A 16519-nucleotide genomic window follows, 5' to 3' on the forward strand; every position below is an offset into this window, starting at 1 on the left:
TATTTTTTGCACACTGTTTATCAATATATGAAAATATTAGAGTTGCTTATAGTTCCAGTTAATTAGTAAAATAAAAAGTATGCTTGTCATAATTTATCATTTATCAACAAGTTAGGAGCGTTTTACAACATGGATTTACTTATATTAATCAAAGCCATTATTTTAGGCTTGGTGGAAGGATTAACAGAATTTGCCCCCGTTTCATCAACAGGCCACATGATTATCGTTGATGATATGTGGTTAAAGTCTGAAACCTTTTTAACTGCACATGGAGCTAATACCTTTAAAGTAGTGATCCAGCTTGGATCAATATTGGCAGTGGTTGTTACCTTTAAAGATCGTTTTATTGACCTATTAGGACTGGGCAAATTTACAAAACAACCAGCGCAAAAACAAAGTCGCCTTAAGCTAACCCAAGTTATTGTAGGCCTAATACCAGCAGGTGTATTAGGGGTACTGTTTAATGATTATATTGATGATCATTTATTCTCTACGGGGACAGTTTTAGTTGGATTAGTGATTGGTGCCATCCTTATGATACTTGCTGATGCATTTGGTTCTAAAAATCCAAGAACACAAACGGTTGACCAGGTTTCCTATAAACAAGCTTTTATGGTTGGACTTTTTCAATGCTTCTCGCTTTGGCCGGGTTTTTCTCGCTCTGGCTCAACTATTTCAGGCGGAGTTTTAATGGGAATGAGTCATCGTGCAGCGGCTGACTTTACCTTTATCATGGCCGTACCAATAATGGCTGGCGCTAGTTTCCTTTCCTTATTAAAAAACTGGGAATATATGACGGTCGAGGCGTTGCCGGTCTTTATTGCAGGATTCATTAGTGCTTTTATCTTTGCATTAATCTCGATTCGGTTTTTCTTAAAGCTTATTAATAAAATTAAGCTTCTGCCTTTTGCCATTTATCGAATCGTATTAGCTTTAATTATCTACTTGTTATTCTTATCATAAATGATTGAGCAGCTCTCTTTAGGGAGCTGCTCTTTTAGTCTTAGAGAAAATCAGGAAAGTCACAAATCAGCCCTTCAACATGATAATGCCTTAAAAAGTCGACTTCGTTTCTATTCTTAACGGTCCATATAAAAGTTTTAAAGCCATGTTGATGGATTCTGCTGATAAGCCGTTTGCTTACCATTGTAATTTTGGGGTTGACAAAGGAAGCATAGCTTGAAAAAGAAACCAATTCTTGATCAGATATTCCTTTACCGGTGATTTTTTTTACTAAGACTCCTATTTGGATGGAAGGTACTAGTTGATGAAATTTTTTTAGTGAATACTGATCAAAGGATTGAACAATCACTTGAGGTCCTTCTAAGCTTGTAAGTCCTCTCTTTAACAGTTCATTCGCAATTTTTTCTTCAATTCCAGGGTAAAGGGAAGGATTCTTTATCTCAAGCAATATTCCGACTTTACCGCCAAACGCATCTAGAAATTCACCAAAAGAAGGAATCTTTTCACTACTAAACCGAGAGTCAAACCAGCTGCCTGCATCCAATGCTTTAATTTCTTTTAAGGTAAGATCCTTTACTTTTCCTTTCCCATTCGTTGTACGATTAACGGTTGAATCATGGATGACCACCAGTTCCCCATCTTTTGTCATCTGGACATCCATCTCAAGAAAATCTACACCAAGGTGAAGCGCTCTATGAAAAGAAGCAAAGGTATTTTCGGGGCAGTATCCGGCAGCTCCTCTATGGCCGATTTTTATGGGGGAACGGGATTCGGAAGCGCTTTTGATTTTCATACCTTTTCGGCTTAATGATAAATAGATCCATCTCCAAACAGCTTTAGTAAATTTCAACAAGATTCCCCCCATCGCCCTTTTGTGAACATGGTAAGAAAAACATAGCAAATTGTCAACTAAGTACCTGCACGCTTGGCAGCTGTAAAGTTATTGGACAAATATAGATAATGGAAATAAGTCTATGTACAAAGAATGGGCTTATTCTTTTTTTATAAATAAGCCTAATCTGGATATGTGTCTATCGCACATCTATAACTAGGTGAATAGGATATATGGAAATCGAAAAGGAGGTAATGTAAATGTCTGGTGCAGTAGGTGGCTATGGCGGCGGATTTGCCCTGCTAGTCGTATTATTCATTTTACTAATTATTATTGGAGCTTCTTGGTGTCGCGGAATCTATTAATATAAAAGGGAGGAAATAAAATGTTTGGATATGGTGGATTTGGAGGCTACGGCTATGGTGGCTGTGGCTACGGTGGATATGGATTTGGCGGCGGATTTGCATTAATCGTCGTTTTATTTATCTTATTGATTATTGTAGGTGCTGCTTGCTTTAGATGGTAGTTAAAACTTAAAGTGTTTTATTAACTAGAAAGAAGGGCTTGCTTATTTTTAGAGGTAAGCAAGCGCCTATTCTCTAGAGATTTAAACGCTTTAGTGTTAATTAGATATCTAACTAGTCAACCCGCTAGGTTAATCCAGCGGGTTTTCTTGTGGAATCGTATTCGTACTTTTCCATTGCTCAAATTGGTCAAGTTCTTTCGATAATTTCTTTAACGTAAAACCAATTACAGCAGCGTCATCGAATATGCCGAGACCAATAATAAAATCAGGAACTAAATCAATCGGGGAAACAAAATATAGCAGGGCGCCAATTATCGTAACGATGGTACTTGGTTGAACATGCTTATACTCACCTTTAGTATAAGCTTTTACTAAATCAACAAATAACTGCAGTTTATCCCAGGCATCCCCTAAATAGCCTTTCTTCTCTGTTGCTTTATGGATCACCTTATTCAGTAAATCCTTTAATTTTAGCGGATTGCCGAGGAATTCCTTTGCATTTTTCATGTAGTTAGACTGCTCTTTTTCAATTAATTCATCATTGCTATACATAGGGTTCACTTCCTTTAACGGAATTCAAGCTTAGTTTACCACCAAAATCATAATTCATTAGATATTTACCACGAAAACACAAAAGTAAAACCAGGTGCAGCGAGTGCACCTGGTTATATTATGCAGAAAAAAGTGGTTAAGCGATTTTAGATGAACCAGTAACGATTGCCTCCACTTCAGATCCTTCTAAAGTTTCTTTTTTTAATAAGGCATCGACTAATTGTTGATACTGTTGCTGATGATTATTGATCAAGGATTCTGCTTTTTCTAATCCTTTTGCAAAAAGTTCCTGCATTTTGATTTCTTTGTCTTGCTTGTTAAAAGTTAGAGTAAACCCATCCTGAAGCATTCCAATGTCGACCATATGTTCAATAAGATGTTTAGCCTGCTGTACGTCACCGCTCACGCCGATGCTATGTTCACCCAGTAACAATCTCTCAGCAACACCACCGGCTAAAACCATTGCCACGCGGTCAAGCAAGTCACTAGTTGTTGATAAATGGAGCTCTTTTGGAATCGGTGCTACATAACCAAGTGCCTCACCACGAGGAATAATCGTTGCTTTTCTAACTGAACCTGGTTTTGTTAAGGAAGCAACAATCGCATGGCCAGCCTCATGAATGGCAACCCTGCGTTTTGTATCGAGATCCTGTAGTGATCGAGAAGTACTTCCTAAAATCGTCCGGTCCAGTGCATAATCCAGGTCTTGTTTTGTAATTACATCTTGGCCATTTCTTACTGCACGTCTTGAGGCCGTTTCAAAAAGAGACTGCAACTCTGCACCGGAGAACCCAGAAGTACTTTCTGCTAAATCATCAAGGGACGCAAAGACATCATCTGCAAGTGCTTTTCCTTTCGTATGAATCTCGATGATTTCTCTTCTACCCTTTGTATCAGGGAGAGATACATGGAAGGAGAAGTCAATACGGCCAGGACGAAGGAAGGCCTCATCAAGCATATCTTTTCTATTTGTAGCTGCTATAAATAGAATTCCGTCATTAGATTGACCGCCGTCAAGTTGAACTAGTAGTTCTGTTAAAGTTTTTTCTGCTTCTTCGCCGCCATGAGCTTTACGCTTTCCTGCAAGTGCGTCCACTTCATCAATAAAGATAACGGCAGGTGCCTGTTTGCGTGCTTTTTGAAACAGGGAGCGAACTCGGCTTGCACCAACACCTACAAACAGTTCATTGAATGCCGAACCACTAGCAGAGAAGAAGGAAGCATTTAACTCTCGTGCCATTGCTTGGGCTAATAAAGTTTTACCGGTCCCTGGGGGTCCATATAAAAGAATTCCTTTTGGCGGTTTAATTCCCAACTTTATTGCCCGTTCAGGTTCTTTTAAAGTAGATAATGTCTGTAAAATTTCCTCTTTCATTTCAACTCCAAGTCCGCCTACATCATTTAAACTGATAGAAGGAAGGGGGCGTGACTTGGCAACACTATTTTTCATCGAATTATGAAGGCCAAAACCGCCTTTTGTTTTTTGTAAGGCGAAAGCAGCACCCGCAAGTAAAACCATCACACCGCCCATAATCCATTTACCATACCTGCTGCTGGTCGTATAGGTGTAATCAATATTGTACTTTTCAACAAGTTTTTCAATCATTTGGCTGTTCGGCGGAATATGGGATACATATTCTTGATTTCCCGCTTTCATATAAAGGGTGCCGTCTGCCTGTTCAGTAAGTGTAACAACCTTTCCATTTTGCGCCTGGATCGTTTTCTCCACAGACGAGAAAGGAATCGAAATTTCATTATGAGAAGTTTGGATATACCAAATAATTCCTGATATGACTATAATCAACGCTGTAATCAGCGGAACAAACTTTGAAACTAGCTTTTTACTTTCATTCAATTCTTTTCATCTCCTCTAACAGAGTTATATAATTCATTATAAGGGTATTTCCAGAAAAATGGATATGGGAATCAGAGGAAGAAATCGAGCAAATCGATTTATGCTTATAAAAATAAAAACACACTGTCCCTAAACAGGAAAGTGTGTTCTAGACTTTATGATAATAAGCGGAGTTGTGGAATAATTGGTGTAAGCACACTTTGGGCTAGAGTGGCAATGCTCTTTCCGACAGATGCCTCCTTGCTCCATTTAAAGACATGAACCTTTTCTTCCTTAGTTTCATACAAAAATAAGAGTTGGTCCCCTTCTTCGGCAATGCCAATTTTGTTATATGAAATTTTATTTTGTTTAAGCACGATTTCGAAAGCTTTATGTAAAAGGTCTAAGGTTTGCGGGTCAACTGACTTATTTTGCATAATTCCTCCCAAGGAAATCAAAGAGTTTTTTATTAACATCATTATAATCCTTTCACCTCCATCATAAAAGAAAAATCATCAGTAAACAACTCGATATATTGCAAAGTTGGCGTTTGCGAGATAAGATTGAAGTTATGGAAAAAATTTTTCTCGCTATAATGGGCAAAAGCTGCCCGGATTAGTGAATAGTTTCCTTCCCCTTAAGTTTGGGAAGGAATAGAACTTTATTTAGAGGAAGTATGACTTCTTTGTCAAAGAGAGGAAGACAAGATGGGTAACAATTTTAAAGAAGAAGTATTATCGCGCCGGACATTTGCGATTATTTCCCACCCGGATGCTGGTAAGACAACATTAACAGAAAAATTATTATTATTTGGCGGAGCCATTAGAGACGCTGGAACGGTAAAAGCAAAAAAGACAGGGAAGTTTGCCACGAGTGACTGGATGGAAATCGAGAAACAACGTGGTATTTCTGTTACGTCCAGTGTCATGCAATTTGATTATGAAGGTTTTCGGGTTAATATTCTTGATACTCCAGGACACCAAGATTTCAGTGAAGATACGTACAGAACACTGATGGCAGTTGACAGTGCAGTGATGATTATTGACTCAGCGAAGGGGATTGAGGAACAGACACTTAAGCTGTTTAAAGTATGCCGCATGCGCGGGATTCCCATCTTCACATTCATTAATAAGCTGGATCGCCAAGGGAAAACACCGCTTGAACTTCTTGCCGAACTTGAAGAAGTCCTTGGAATTGAATCCTATCCAATGAACTGGCCAATCGGAATGGGGAAAGAATTCCTAGGCATTTATGACCGTTTTCATAAAAGAGTTGAACAATTCCGTGTAAATGATGAGGAGCGATATATTCCTCTAACTGAAGATGGGGAAATTGCTGGGGATCATACGCTAAAACAATCAGGTCTATATGATCAAACTCTTGAGGAGATATTACTACTCAATGAAGCAGGTAATGAGTTTTCAGCAGAAAAAATAGCTGAGGGGACTCTAACTCCTGTTTTCTTTGGAAGTGCCTTAACAAACTTTGGTGTTCAGACGTTCTTAGAGTCTTACCTTCAATTTGCACCACCGCCAAAAGCACGTCAATCATCCATAGGTGAAATTGATCCATTAACAGAACAATTTTCGGGGTTTGTGTTTAAAATCCAAGCAAATATGAATCCTGCTCACCGCGACCGGATTGCCTTTGTGCGTGTTTGCTCTGGTAAATTTGAACGAGGAATGACGGTTAATATACCTCGATTAGGAAAACAATTAAAGCTTTCCCAGTCGACATCCTTCATGGCAGAAGAACGAAATACAGTAGAAGAAGCCGTTAGCGGGGATATTATCGGGTTATATGATACAGGTACTTATCAAATTGGTGATACTTTAACGACTGGTAAAAATGACTTCCAATATGAGAGGCTGCCACAGTTTACTCCTGAATTATATGTCAGGGTTTCGGCTAAAAACGTCATGAAACAAAAATCCTTCTATAAAGGTATTCAACAGCTAGTTCAGGAAGGGGCTATTCAGCTCTTTAAAACTGTTAGGATGGAAGAATATTTACTAGGAGCTGTAGGTCAGCTTCAGTTTGAAGTATTTGAGCACAGGATGAGAAATGAGTACAATGCCGAAGTATTAATGGAGCGGATGGGTTCAAAAATTGCCAGATGGGTTGAAAATGAGACGGTTGATGAAAACCTATCGAGCTCAAGAAGCCTTCTGGTAAAGGATCGATATGACCATTATGTCTTTTTATTCGAAAATGACTTTGCATTAAGATGGTTTCAGGAAAAAAATCCTAATGTTAAACTATATAATCCTATGGACCAGCACGAATAGCTTGGTTAGCAAAAAACAGCGGAAAGCCTCCGCTGTTTTTTAATTTATAATCCTTTCAAAGTGATTATGTATAAATTGGAAAAATATTGGAAGATTTTCAGCGTATCCCCGTTAATTTAACATAGTAATGGTTAAGCTAAGTGAAGAAGTTTTTGTTCTTAAATGCCATAAAGAAGCGGGATAGGAAAATGAAAAAAATGAGCAAATTGGAAGCAGTTTTGTGGAATATTGCATTCCCTGGTTTTACTCAATTATTAACAGGTCAGTATATTAAAGGAGTCTTATTTGTTGTTTTAGAGTTTATCATGAATGTAAATAGTCATTTTAACCAGGCAATTATGCTTAGCTTCCTGGGTGAAATTGGGCAAGCTGAAATGGTGGTAAACTATCAATGGCTTATGTTTTATCCATGTATTTATATGTTTTCAATGTGGGATGCTTATCGATTTGCAATGCCGGCAGGTGAAAAGCATTCTTATTTGCCTTTTGTTTTTGGAGCTTACTTTGTCACAGTTGGATTAATGGTTTCACCAAAGGTAACTTTTTTTGGAATCCATCCGGGACCCATCTTTTTACCAATGATATTCCTTATTCCGGGGTTACTTGTTGGTGGAATAATAAAACGAATTTTAAAATTATGCGATAAAAATACCAACATCGCGAATTGAAAGCTTTAAATCATTAATCTGATTTAAAGCTTTTTAATTTTTCTATTGGGAAAAATTTTTATTTTCAACCCCCAGAAACTGTTCTTTAATTAACGTAACTATGTAATAAATGCGTACGCAAAATTTATTGATGTGAAGAAATTGAAATAAAGAGGGGGATTTAATAGGACTATAAACAAACGGAAATAACAAAAAGGAACTAAACAATAAACCGGAAAAGACAGCCATTATTGGGGTTTTTCTTTTTCGAAATGCTTATTCCCTATAAAGTCTTAAGTACTATATGTATGTTATAATGGGACGAATAGAGGTGAGCAAATGTTAAGTTTATTGTTTATGACCAAGAAGAAAAAAAGAACTTTGGAAGAGACTGTTCTACTAGTCCAACAAGGTGACCAAGAACTATTAAATCAATTAATTGATTCCTATAAGCCCTTTATTGCTAAAACTGTTTCTTCCGTTTGCAGGCGTTACATTTATGAATCCGATGATGAATTTAGCATTGGACTGATTGCATTTAATGAGGCAATTGAAAAATATTCAGCAGACCGAGGAAGCTCTTTATTAAGTTTTTCCGAAATCATTATAAAAAGACGAGTAATAGACTATATTCGTAAACAAACCAAAAATCAACATATAAGTATTGATATCACTAACCCCATACAAGAGGAAGAATCGCCGGGAACTGTGATTGTAAATGAACTTTCCCTTGATGAATTTTATAAGAAGAATGACGAGCAATTAAGAAAAGAGGAAATACTCCATTTCCAAAAAATGTTAACCTCATTTGATTTAAGTTTTAGTGACTTAGTGGAAAATTCACCCAAACATGCTGATGCTCGGAAAAGTGCGATTCAAACAGCGAAAATACTGGTAGCCAATCCAGAGTTAAAAGAGATATTACTGGATAAAAAGCGTCTTCCCATTAAACAGTTAGAAACAAGGGTCAATGTCAGCCGAAAAACGATTGAGAGAAACCGGAAATATATCATTGCGGTTGCACTTATACTATCTAGTGATTATGTCTATATGAAGGATTATATAAAGGGGGTGCTGGATATATGAAAAAAGGAATTATCATGGAAATAGACGACGCTTTCTTAACGCTATTAACCCCCGAGGGTGAGTTTTTACGGACCAAAAAACAAGATCAAATCTATACGATTGGTGAGGAAATACATTTCTTTCCAATTACAAATGTTCAAACAAAGAAATCATTATTATTATTATTATTATTATTAAAGAATATCTTTACATCTCGAAGCGTCTTGGCCGTAATGGCTGCCCTAATTATCTTGTTTGGTTCCTTCTTTCCGCTGTATCAAAATAATAAAGCTTACGCTTATATGTCTATTGATGCAAACTCAAGTATTGAACTTGGTGTGAATAAGAAGATGCAGGTTGTAAAATTAATAGGCATCAATAAAGCGGGTAAAGAGGTAATATCAGAGCTTAAGAATTGGAAGAAAAAAGATGTTTCAAAAATTACTCAGTCCATTTTAGCTGAAATGAAACAAGCGGGTTTGCTAGAAAATAAGCAGCCTGTAATTATTTCGACTGTTCGAGCGGAAGAGCAGGATGAGCAATCTGAAAAGGATCTTCAAAAGAATTTAGAAGAATTAAAAGCGTTGGCAGGCAAGCAAAAGCTAGATATGACCGTGTTAATAGCAACTCAGGAAGACCGCAAACAGGCACAGAATCTTGGTATTTCCACTGGTAAATATCAGTACCAAAAGAAAGGAAAAGAGAAGAAAAAAAATGCGAATCAGAAAAATGTAGCAGCTCCTTCACGCCAACTAACAATAATACCACCGGGACAGCAAAAGAAATTGGTTGATAACCAAATTGATAAAAAAAATCCTAACGCTCAAATTTTGCCTAGGGATAAGAAGATCCCGCCAGATCAACCTAAAAAGGATGAGAATCAAATCATACCAAATCACGGGGATAACAAACAACAACAGCAGAAGCAACAGCCGAAGCAACAAACCACACAACCGGCTAAACAAACTCCAAAGCAGCAGGTTAAACAACAGACCCAAAATCAACCAAAATCAAAAAGCACACCAGTAACCACAGCTAACCATCAAAAGAAGTCTAAACAAAAGGAACAAAAAAATAATAGTCAAAAGAATAAGTAAAAGTCCGGCGTCAAAACCGGACTTTTTTTCCATATCTATTCAATTATTGGTTGTTAAATTGCCCAGATAATTCAGCTTGCGCTTGTTGGACTAATCTTTTCGTTATTTCTCCGCCCACAGATCCATTTGCTCTAGAAACGGTATCTGAACCTAATTGGACCCCAAATTCTTGGGCGATTTCATATTTTACCTGATCCAAGTATTGCTCGATTCCAGGCACTAATAATTTATTGCTGTTATTTGCCATTTTTTTCACTCCTTTGTCATAGGAAAGTTGATACTTACCTTGTTAACTTTTTTAGCCTATCGCTACTTTAAAGTGTGTGCCTTTGGCACATTTTTAGAATTTAGAGGATTGTAGGACTCCCTCTGTATAAATAGTATCTATTGTCCTTCAGAATTTCATAAGTGGTAATGTTTTTCGGATATGGATAATTCCATTAATCAGTTCCTTTACTGACATCCTTTGTCGGGTGCATAAACGGATAGGCTTGTGGTTTTCTTTTGCTGTCGAGCAGCTCTCGATTTTCTGAAGTATTCCAGCCAATATCATTTGTTGGATGAACCCATTCGTCTCCAGACATAATGGCAGGGTCTGTATCCTTTGACCAATTTTCTAAAGGGGAGTTCTCAGAAGCATATAAACTGTCACCAATGGTAACCCCATATTTATTTACAAAGGGATCCTCCATTTTTATTCCGGTCCCTTCGAAACTAGGTGCATTTATTTGATGGGGCATGGTTTCTTCCATCGTTATCTTTTCGGAGGACTGTTTATGATTAGATTTTTCCATGGTCTATTCACTCCTTTTTTCTTTTATTTTCTGTTTGTAAGGCGATATTATTTATGAAAAATAAGGAAAGGAATGAACACACACACTTTGCTTAAACTAAGGATGTATCATCATATCTTTGGGAGGATTTTAAATGGCGAAGCGCAAAGCAGAATTTAATGCAGTGGAAAAATATACGAAAACCCCTCATAAAAATGTGCAGGAAAGTGAATTTTCAGCAGAGTTTACCGATAATAATAATGCTATTCGATTCCAAAATCGTAATTCGAAACAAGGTAAAAAAGGTAGAAGCTAATGGCAAAGGTGGGAAATACTCTAAACCCTGTACCAATGGAAGAGTTTAGTATTGAAATTGGTGAAGTTAATGGGGTTAAGCTTTATGAAACGAAAAAACATTTGAAGAAAAATGGTAAAAATAAATAAGCCGGGGCTCCCCCGGCTTATAAAAAACTAAAATGAAAATATTAATGTATGGTCTTTGCTCGGGTCAAAGAACGCTAATAAGTACCCAGTTTTTCTTTTTAAGTGGCCGGTCGTTAAGTACTCACCTAAGTCAAAGGTTAATCCCTCAAGCATCGTATGCTTATATAAATCCTTTTCATCAAGCTGCAGTTGACTGAATTCATTTCCAAGCATAGTTGGATGATTCAATATTTGTTTGTAAAGCATTGAGCGCTCACCCTTATCCAGGGATGCGTCCCACCAAGGCTTTCTAGGTTTGTATTTGTGATTTCTTAAATAATCATACTTCATTAATCCTGCAATAACTTCAAGGTTATCGACGGAGCGTTCTTCTAGAAACGAGTATAACCTTCTAAATAAGTCCTCAAGCTGATGGCCGATTCGCGACCATCCCTTATTATCCCAGTAGGAACCAAACTCTTGGAAAAAGTCAAATGGAGATGGGAATACATTGCTGACAAGATATTCAACCGTATAGTCCATACGGTGGTCATTCCAATATTTCTCCAATACGTCCTCGACTTGTTTAATTCTTACAATATCATCAAACGATAACACATTATTACTTAAGATTTCATAGGGTGAATGGTCCATATATACATATTGATGTTCATCAGCACGGAGACGGACTCCAGTTCCCCTGAGCATTTTCAAAAATCCCAATTGTAATTCTTCTGGCCTCATCTCGAAAACATCATTAAAAGTTTTTCTGAAGGAGGAATAATCTTCTTCGGGAAGCCCGGCAATTAAATCGAGATGCTGATCGATTTTACCGCCCTCTTTGACCATTGTGACCGTTCTTGTCAGCTTGGCGAAGTTTTGTTTTCGTCTGACAAGCTCATTGGTGTAATCATTAGTAGACTGGACGCCAATTTCAAATCGGAATAGACCTTTTGGGGCTTCTTGATTTAAAAATTCAATGACTTCCGGACGCATAATATCAGCGGTGATTTCAAACTGAAATACGGTTCCAGGCAGATGCTCATCAATAAGAAAACGGAACATTTCTAACGCGTAGCTTCTACTAATATTGAAAGTACGATCCACAAACTTTATCGTTTTAGCCCCATTTTCCATGAGATAGCGGATATCCGCCTTAATTTTTTCACGGTCAAAATATCTGACTCCGACTTCAATGGAAGAGAGGCAGAATTGACAGCTAAATGGACAGCCTCTGCTTGTCTCAATATAAGTGACACGTTTACCTAAATCAGCGATATCTTCAGGAAAACGATAGGGTGAGGGCAGTTCTTTAAGATCCAGCTTATTCATTTGTGGTGTTATTTTTACTACTCCACTTTCTCGAAAAGCAATACCACTGACATTTCGGTACTCTTTCGCGGCACCTAATTCATGAAGTAGCTGTTTAAAGGTTTGTTCTCCTTCACCGATCACGATAAAATCCACATCAGGATGTTTTTCCATCCATTCGGCCGTATCGTAAGTCACTTCTGGTCCTCCCAAAACGATCAAAATCGAAGGGTCAACCTTTTTTAACATATTTACAACTTTCAGTGTTTCCTCAATGTTCCAGATATAGCAGCTAAAACCGATAACGTCAGGTTTTGCTTGATAAAGGTCCGAAACGATATTTAGGACTGGATCCTTAATAGTGTATTCTTTTAATTTGATTGTAAATTCTGGGGCTGCATAGGCCTTCAAATAACGAATAGCAAGATTTGTATGGATAAACTTTGCATTTAGCGTAGAGCAAATAACATTCATATGGTTACTCCTTTTTCAATATGACCAAATAATTATTATAGCCTATTTTTGACCAAAAGAGTATAAGGCAAACCATAAATCATCACTACAAACCCGATATCCCTTAGATGAAATCTGAATGATGTCTATCTGTTATAATACAAGTTTTAATCTGTTATACAGTTAAGCAAGCGTTTTAAAGTCTGAGATAATAATGATTTTTTAAAAAAAATTAATGTGTTACAAAGAATTTCAGGTGATGTTTAACATTTGTCACAGATTAAATTTCAAAATTGTCCTACAATAACGACAGGAAAATCAATGAATAGTTTATTTCGTATTTTTTGGAACGAAATGGGGAGGGACATTATGTCTATTTTACCGAAAAAGAGTGAACTTGGATTTTTTGAAATCCGATTAGAATCGATTGGCGGACTAGGGGCAAACCTAGCCGGAAAAATGTTAGCTGAGGCAGGGGTATTAAGTCTAGGATTAAGAGGCGCAAACTTTTCATCCTATGGGTCTGAAAAGAAGGGTTCACCAGTAAAGAGTTTCGTTCGTTTTTGTGATCCTGAAGTTGAGATTCGGGACCATAGTCCAATTGAACAGCCGCATATTGTGGGAGTTTTCCATGAAGCATTATATAAAACGGTGAATGTGGTAAGCGGCTTGGATGCGGAAGGTATTGTTTTAGTTAATACAGCTAGAGAATTTGATGATGTGAAAAAAGATTTGCAATTAGAATATGGGACTCTTGCCATTGTTGATGCTTTAACAATTGCTGTAGAGGAAAAAACGAAAGTAAATACAGCCATGCTTGGCGCTTTATATCGAATTTGTGATTTCCTAGATCCCGAATCTATGAGAGACGTTATCCGGAAAACTTTTACAAAAAAATATCCCCACCTTGTTGAACCGAATATTCGGACTTTTGATCGTGGATATAATGAAGTTCAATTTAAAACCTATGAAGTTCCAGAAGGTGCTAAAGGAAAATCCTTTACACGACCGCTTCCACAACTTGGCTATATGACACAAGAACTTGGCGGTGTGATGGTTTCGCAGGCAAATAGTATCTTCAAAGATTTAAGTGGATCACGGCAGGGGTTTCTTCCTGAGTTCAAACAAGACAAATGTATCAACTGTGCTGCTTGTGATAATGTTTGTCCTGATTTTTGTTTTGTTTGGGAAGAAGGAGAGGATAAACGAGGCAGAAAGCAAATGTTCCTAAAAGGAATTGATTATCAATATTGTAAGGGCTGCTTAAAGTGTGTGGAAGCATGTCCAACCGACGCTCTAGGAGATCTACGGGAAATCTTAGGGTATGCGGATGAAAAACGTGTAGAGCAAAACTTTCCTTATATTGCAGGAGGGCTACGATAATGGCTATTTTAGAAGATAAATTAACGAAACAGGGTGTGGCAGAGCAGGTTTCTACTTTTGAATCAGGTAATGAAATGGCAGCCACTGCGGCAGCACAAATTAATTATCATATCATGGGATATTTCCCAATCACACCTTCAACTGAGGTTGCCCAATTTTTAGATCAAATGAAAACGCGTGGGCAGCATGACATAAAACTGATTCCAGCGGATGGTGAGCATGGTTCAGCAGGTATTTGCTATGGAGCAGCCGCGACGGGTGCCCGTGTCATTAATGCAACTAGTGCGAATGGTTTCCTATACATGCTTGAACAAATGCCTGTCCAATCAGGCACCCGCTACCCTATGGTGATGAACCTTGTTACTCGAGCTGTCAGCGGTCCGTTAGATATCCGTGGTGATCACTCAGACCTTTATTATGCATTGAATACCGGATGGGTTATTTTAACTGCTAAAACACCTCAAGCTGTTTATGATATGAATATTATGGCGCTGAAAATTGCTGAACACTCAAAAGTCCGTTTACCAGTTATTGTGGCCTATGATGGCTTCTTCACATCTCACCAAAAGCGCAGGGTGGAATACTTTAAGGATCGAAATGTTGTCCAACAATTTGTTGGTGAGTGTCCAACTGATTATAACTTCGTAAGAGATTTGAGCAAGCCTGTTACAATCGGTGCACATATGAGCGGTGACGATTTTATTAATAACCACTACCAACAATCGGAAGCCATATACAATGCGGGTGAAGTATTTAAAGAGGTGGCAGCTGACTATGCGAAACTTTCTGGCAGAGAATATCAGGTGCTCGATTTATATAAAATGGAAGATGCAGAAGTTGCACTTTTCCTATTAAATTCTGCTGCTGAATCGTCCAAAGATGTGGTTGATCAGCTTCGGCAAAAAGGGATTAAAGCGGGGGTGATAAGCCCAAATATCATTCGTCCATTCCCGGCAAAAGAAATTCGTGAGGCCCTTAAGAATGTTAAAGCCCTATTAGTTGGCGAGCGTGCGGATTCATATGGTGCAAACGGACCTAATCTTACACATGAAGTAAAATCAGCTCTTCAAGATGACAAAGAAAACAAAACGATTGTGTTAAGCCGAGTATTTGGTCTTGGCGGGAAGGATTTCTATGCAGAAGATGCTAAAGATTTCTTTAGTATGGCAATCGATGCGATGGAAAGGGGCTATGCGGAAAAGCCATTTGATTACTATGGCCATGTTCCAGGAATCCCTGGAAACATCCTTAAGCCAGTTATTTTACCGCAGCATGGTGATGTGTACAAAACAGGTTTAATTGATGTGAAAATGGATGAAGAAACCAATAAATTAAAGGTCAAAATTCCTCCACTCCGTGCTCTTACCGGTAAGCCAAAACGAATTGCTTCTGGACATGGTGCATGTCCGGGATGCGGTATTTTTGCAGGCCTTGAGTTATTCTTTAAGGGGATTGAGGGAGATATTGTTACTTTATTCCAAACAGGCTGTGCGTATGTAACCACGACTGGTTATTCAAGTACTTCACATAAACAAACGATGATTCATAATTTATTCCAAAACGGTGCAGCTAGCCTTTCTGGGACAGTTGAAGCCTTTATGGAATTAAAACGCCGAGGCGAAATTAAGGTGTCGGATGATGCTACTTTTGTTATGATTACTGGTGACGGCGGTATGGACATTGGAATGGGTTCAGCAATAGGAACGGCTCTTCGCGGACATAAACTGATCATGCTTGAGTATGATAATGAAGGTTATATGAATACAGGATCACAAATGTCATACTCCACACCAATCGGACACATGACAAGCACTTCTGGTGTTGGGAAAGTACAGCGAGGAAAAGCGTTCCACCATAAAGATACAGCTCAAATTATGGCTGCAACGAATATTCCGTATGTATTTACTGGTTCTGAGGCATTCCCGCAGGATTTAGTGAAAAAAGGTGCAAAAGCACAATGGTATGCACAAAATGTCGGTACAGTGTACGGGAAACTTCTCATCGCATGTCCATTAAATTGGAAATCTGATGATCGATATGGTACTAAAATCGTTGAGGAGGCTGTTAATTCCTGCTTCTTCCCTCTCTATGAGATTGAGCAAGGCGTTACAACGATTACGTATAATCCAGAAGAAAAGAACAAACGGGTTCCACTATCTGATTGGTTAAAATATATGGGAAAAGCAAAACATCTATTAAAAGATGAAAATAAATCTATTTTAGAAGAATTTGAAGCAGAAGTTGAAAAGAGATGGCAGCGTCTAATAGCAAAGCACGAAAACCCACTTCTATAAACTGATGTCGAATTTAACGAGGAACGCAAAGCAGCAAAGTGCTTTGCGTTCTTTTCTTATGAGATAAGAAAGTATAAA

The 16519-nt window shown here is 37.9% G+C and carries 18 protein-coding genes; 11 read left to right on the top strand and 7 right to left on the bottom strand.

Annotated features, from left to right (window positions below; genetic code table 11):
• The first annotated feature begins 129 nt into the window (after positions 1-129).
• Positions 130-963, top strand: coding sequence for an undecaprenyl-diphosphate phosphatase (locus COD92_RS22170; protein ID WP_098528552.1), 834 nt, complete (start codon positions 130-132; stop codon positions 961-963).
• Between the two features lie 40 nt (positions 964-1003).
• On the opposite strand, the gene COD92_RS22175 is transcribed toward COD92_RS22170, so the two are convergent.
• Positions 1004-1813 (bottom strand): glycerophosphodiester phosphodiesterase, encoded by an 810-nt coding sequence (locus tag COD92_RS22175; protein WP_176541114.1) that lies wholly within the window; start codon positions 1811-1813, stop codon positions 1004-1006.
• A gap of 242 nt (positions 1814-2055) precedes the next feature.
• Between COD92_RS22175 and COD92_RS22180 the strand changes: the two genes are divergently transcribed.
• Entirely contained in the window at positions 2056-2160 is a 105-nt protein-coding gene (locus COD92_RS22180) for a YjcZ family sporulation protein (protein WP_098528554.1), read from the top strand.
• A 20-nt stretch (positions 2161-2180) separates the two neighbouring features.
• Positions 2181-2321, top strand: coding sequence for a YjcZ family sporulation protein (locus COD92_RS22185; RefSeq protein WP_098528555.1), 141 nt, complete (start codon positions 2181-2183; stop codon positions 2319-2321).
• A 129-nt stretch (positions 2322-2450) separates the two neighbouring features.
• Here COD92_RS22185 and COD92_RS22190 read toward each other — a convergent pair whose 3' ends face one another.
• From COD92_RS22190 to COD92_RS22200, 3 genes are all read right to left on the bottom strand, one after another.
• Positions 2451-2873: a YkvA family protein gene (locus COD92_RS22190; protein ID WP_098528556.1), complete on the bottom strand. Its 423-nt coding sequence runs from the start codon at positions 2871-2873 to the stop codon at positions 2451-2453.
• A gap of 136 nt (positions 2874-3009) precedes the next feature.
• Positions 3010-4728: an AAA family ATPase gene (locus COD92_RS22195; RefSeq protein ID WP_098528557.1), complete on the bottom strand. Its 1719-nt coding sequence runs from the start codon at positions 4726-4728 to the stop codon at positions 3010-3012.
• 155 nt (positions 4729-4883) lie between these two features.
• Entirely contained in the window at positions 4884-5144 is a 261-nt protein-coding gene (locus tag COD92_RS22200) for a hypothetical protein (RefSeq protein WP_141561130.1), read from the bottom strand.
• 270 nt (positions 5145-5414) lie between these two features.
• Here COD92_RS22200 and COD92_RS22205 point away from each other — a divergent pair, with 270 nt between their 5' ends.
• From COD92_RS22205 to COD92_RS22220, 4 genes are all read left to right on the top strand, one after another.
• A complete protein-coding gene (locus tag COD92_RS22205) occupies positions 5415-6995 on the top strand; it encodes a peptide chain release factor 3 (RefSeq protein WP_098528559.1) in 1581 nt (526 codons plus the stop codon).
• Between the two features lie 188 nt (positions 6996-7183).
• Positions 7184-7663 carry a hypothetical protein gene (locus tag COD92_RS22210; protein WP_098528560.1) on the top strand — a complete coding sequence of 160 codons (480 nt, stop codon included), beginning with the start codon at positions 7184-7186 and terminating at the stop codon, positions 7661-7663.
• Positions 7664-7981: 318 nt separating this feature from the next.
• Complete coding sequence (sigI, locus tag COD92_RS22215; protein ID WP_098996555.1) at positions 7982-8728, top strand: RNA polymerase sigma factor SigI; 747 nt, start codon at positions 7982-7984, stop codon at positions 8726-8728.
• Positions 8725-9804: an anti-sigma factor domain-containing protein gene (locus tag COD92_RS22220; RefSeq protein ID WP_098996556.1), complete on the top strand. Its 1080-nt coding sequence runs from the start codon at positions 8725-8727 to the stop codon at positions 9802-9804. Before sigI ends, COD92_RS22220 begins: the two co-directional genes overlap by 4 nt.
• Before the next feature lie 43 nt (positions 9805-9847).
• Here the strand turns inward: COD92_RS22220 and COD92_RS22225 are convergent, their stop codons facing one another.
• Both COD92_RS22225 and COD92_RS22230 read right to left on the bottom strand, forming a co-directional pair.
• Positions 9848-10051, bottom strand: a complete 204-nt coding sequence (locus tag COD92_RS22225; RefSeq protein WP_098528563.1) for an alpha/beta-type small acid-soluble spore protein — start codon at positions 10049-10051, stop codon at positions 9848-9850.
• Between the two features lie 193 nt (positions 10052-10244).
• Complete coding sequence (locus tag COD92_RS22230) at positions 10245-10598, bottom strand: DUF3905 domain-containing protein (RefSeq protein ID WP_098528564.1); 354 nt, start codon at positions 10596-10598, stop codon at positions 10245-10247.
• A 133-nt stretch (positions 10599-10731) separates the two neighbouring features.
• Here COD92_RS22230 and COD92_RS32200 point away from each other — a divergent pair, with 133 nt between their 5' ends.
• Both COD92_RS32200 and COD92_RS32985 read left to right on the top strand, forming a co-directional pair.
• Entirely contained in the window at positions 10732-10893 is a 162-nt protein-coding gene (locus COD92_RS32200) for a hypothetical protein (RefSeq protein ID WP_176541115.1), read from the top strand.
• On the top strand, positions 10893-11021 hold the full coding sequence (locus COD92_RS32985; protein ID WP_255286583.1) for a hypothetical protein: 129 nt from the start codon (positions 10893-10895) through the stop codon (positions 11019-11021). The genes COD92_RS32200 and COD92_RS32985 overlap by 1 nt, the downstream gene beginning before the upstream one ends.
• 27 nt (positions 11022-11048) lie before the next feature.
• Here COD92_RS32985 and COD92_RS22235 read toward each other — a convergent pair whose 3' ends face one another.
• Positions 11049-12785, bottom strand: a complete 1737-nt coding sequence (locus COD92_RS22235) for a B12-binding domain-containing radical SAM protein (protein WP_098996557.1) — start codon at positions 12783-12785, stop codon at positions 11049-11051.
• Positions 12786-13133: 348 nt separating this feature from the next.
• Between COD92_RS22235 and COD92_RS22240 the strand changes: the two genes are divergently transcribed.
• Positions 13134-14147: a 2-oxoacid:acceptor oxidoreductase family protein gene (locus tag COD92_RS22240; protein WP_098528566.1), complete on the top strand. Its 1014-nt coding sequence runs from the start codon at positions 13134-13136 to the stop codon at positions 14145-14147.
• Complete coding sequence (locus tag COD92_RS22245; protein WP_098996558.1) at positions 14147-16441, top strand: thiamine pyrophosphate-dependent enzyme; 2295 nt, start codon at positions 14147-14149, stop codon at positions 16439-16441. Before COD92_RS22240 ends, COD92_RS22245 begins: the two co-directional genes overlap by 1 nt.
• Positions 16442-16519: the final 78 nt, after the last annotated feature.

This window comes from Bacillus sp. AFS037270 (genome assembly GCF_002585305.1).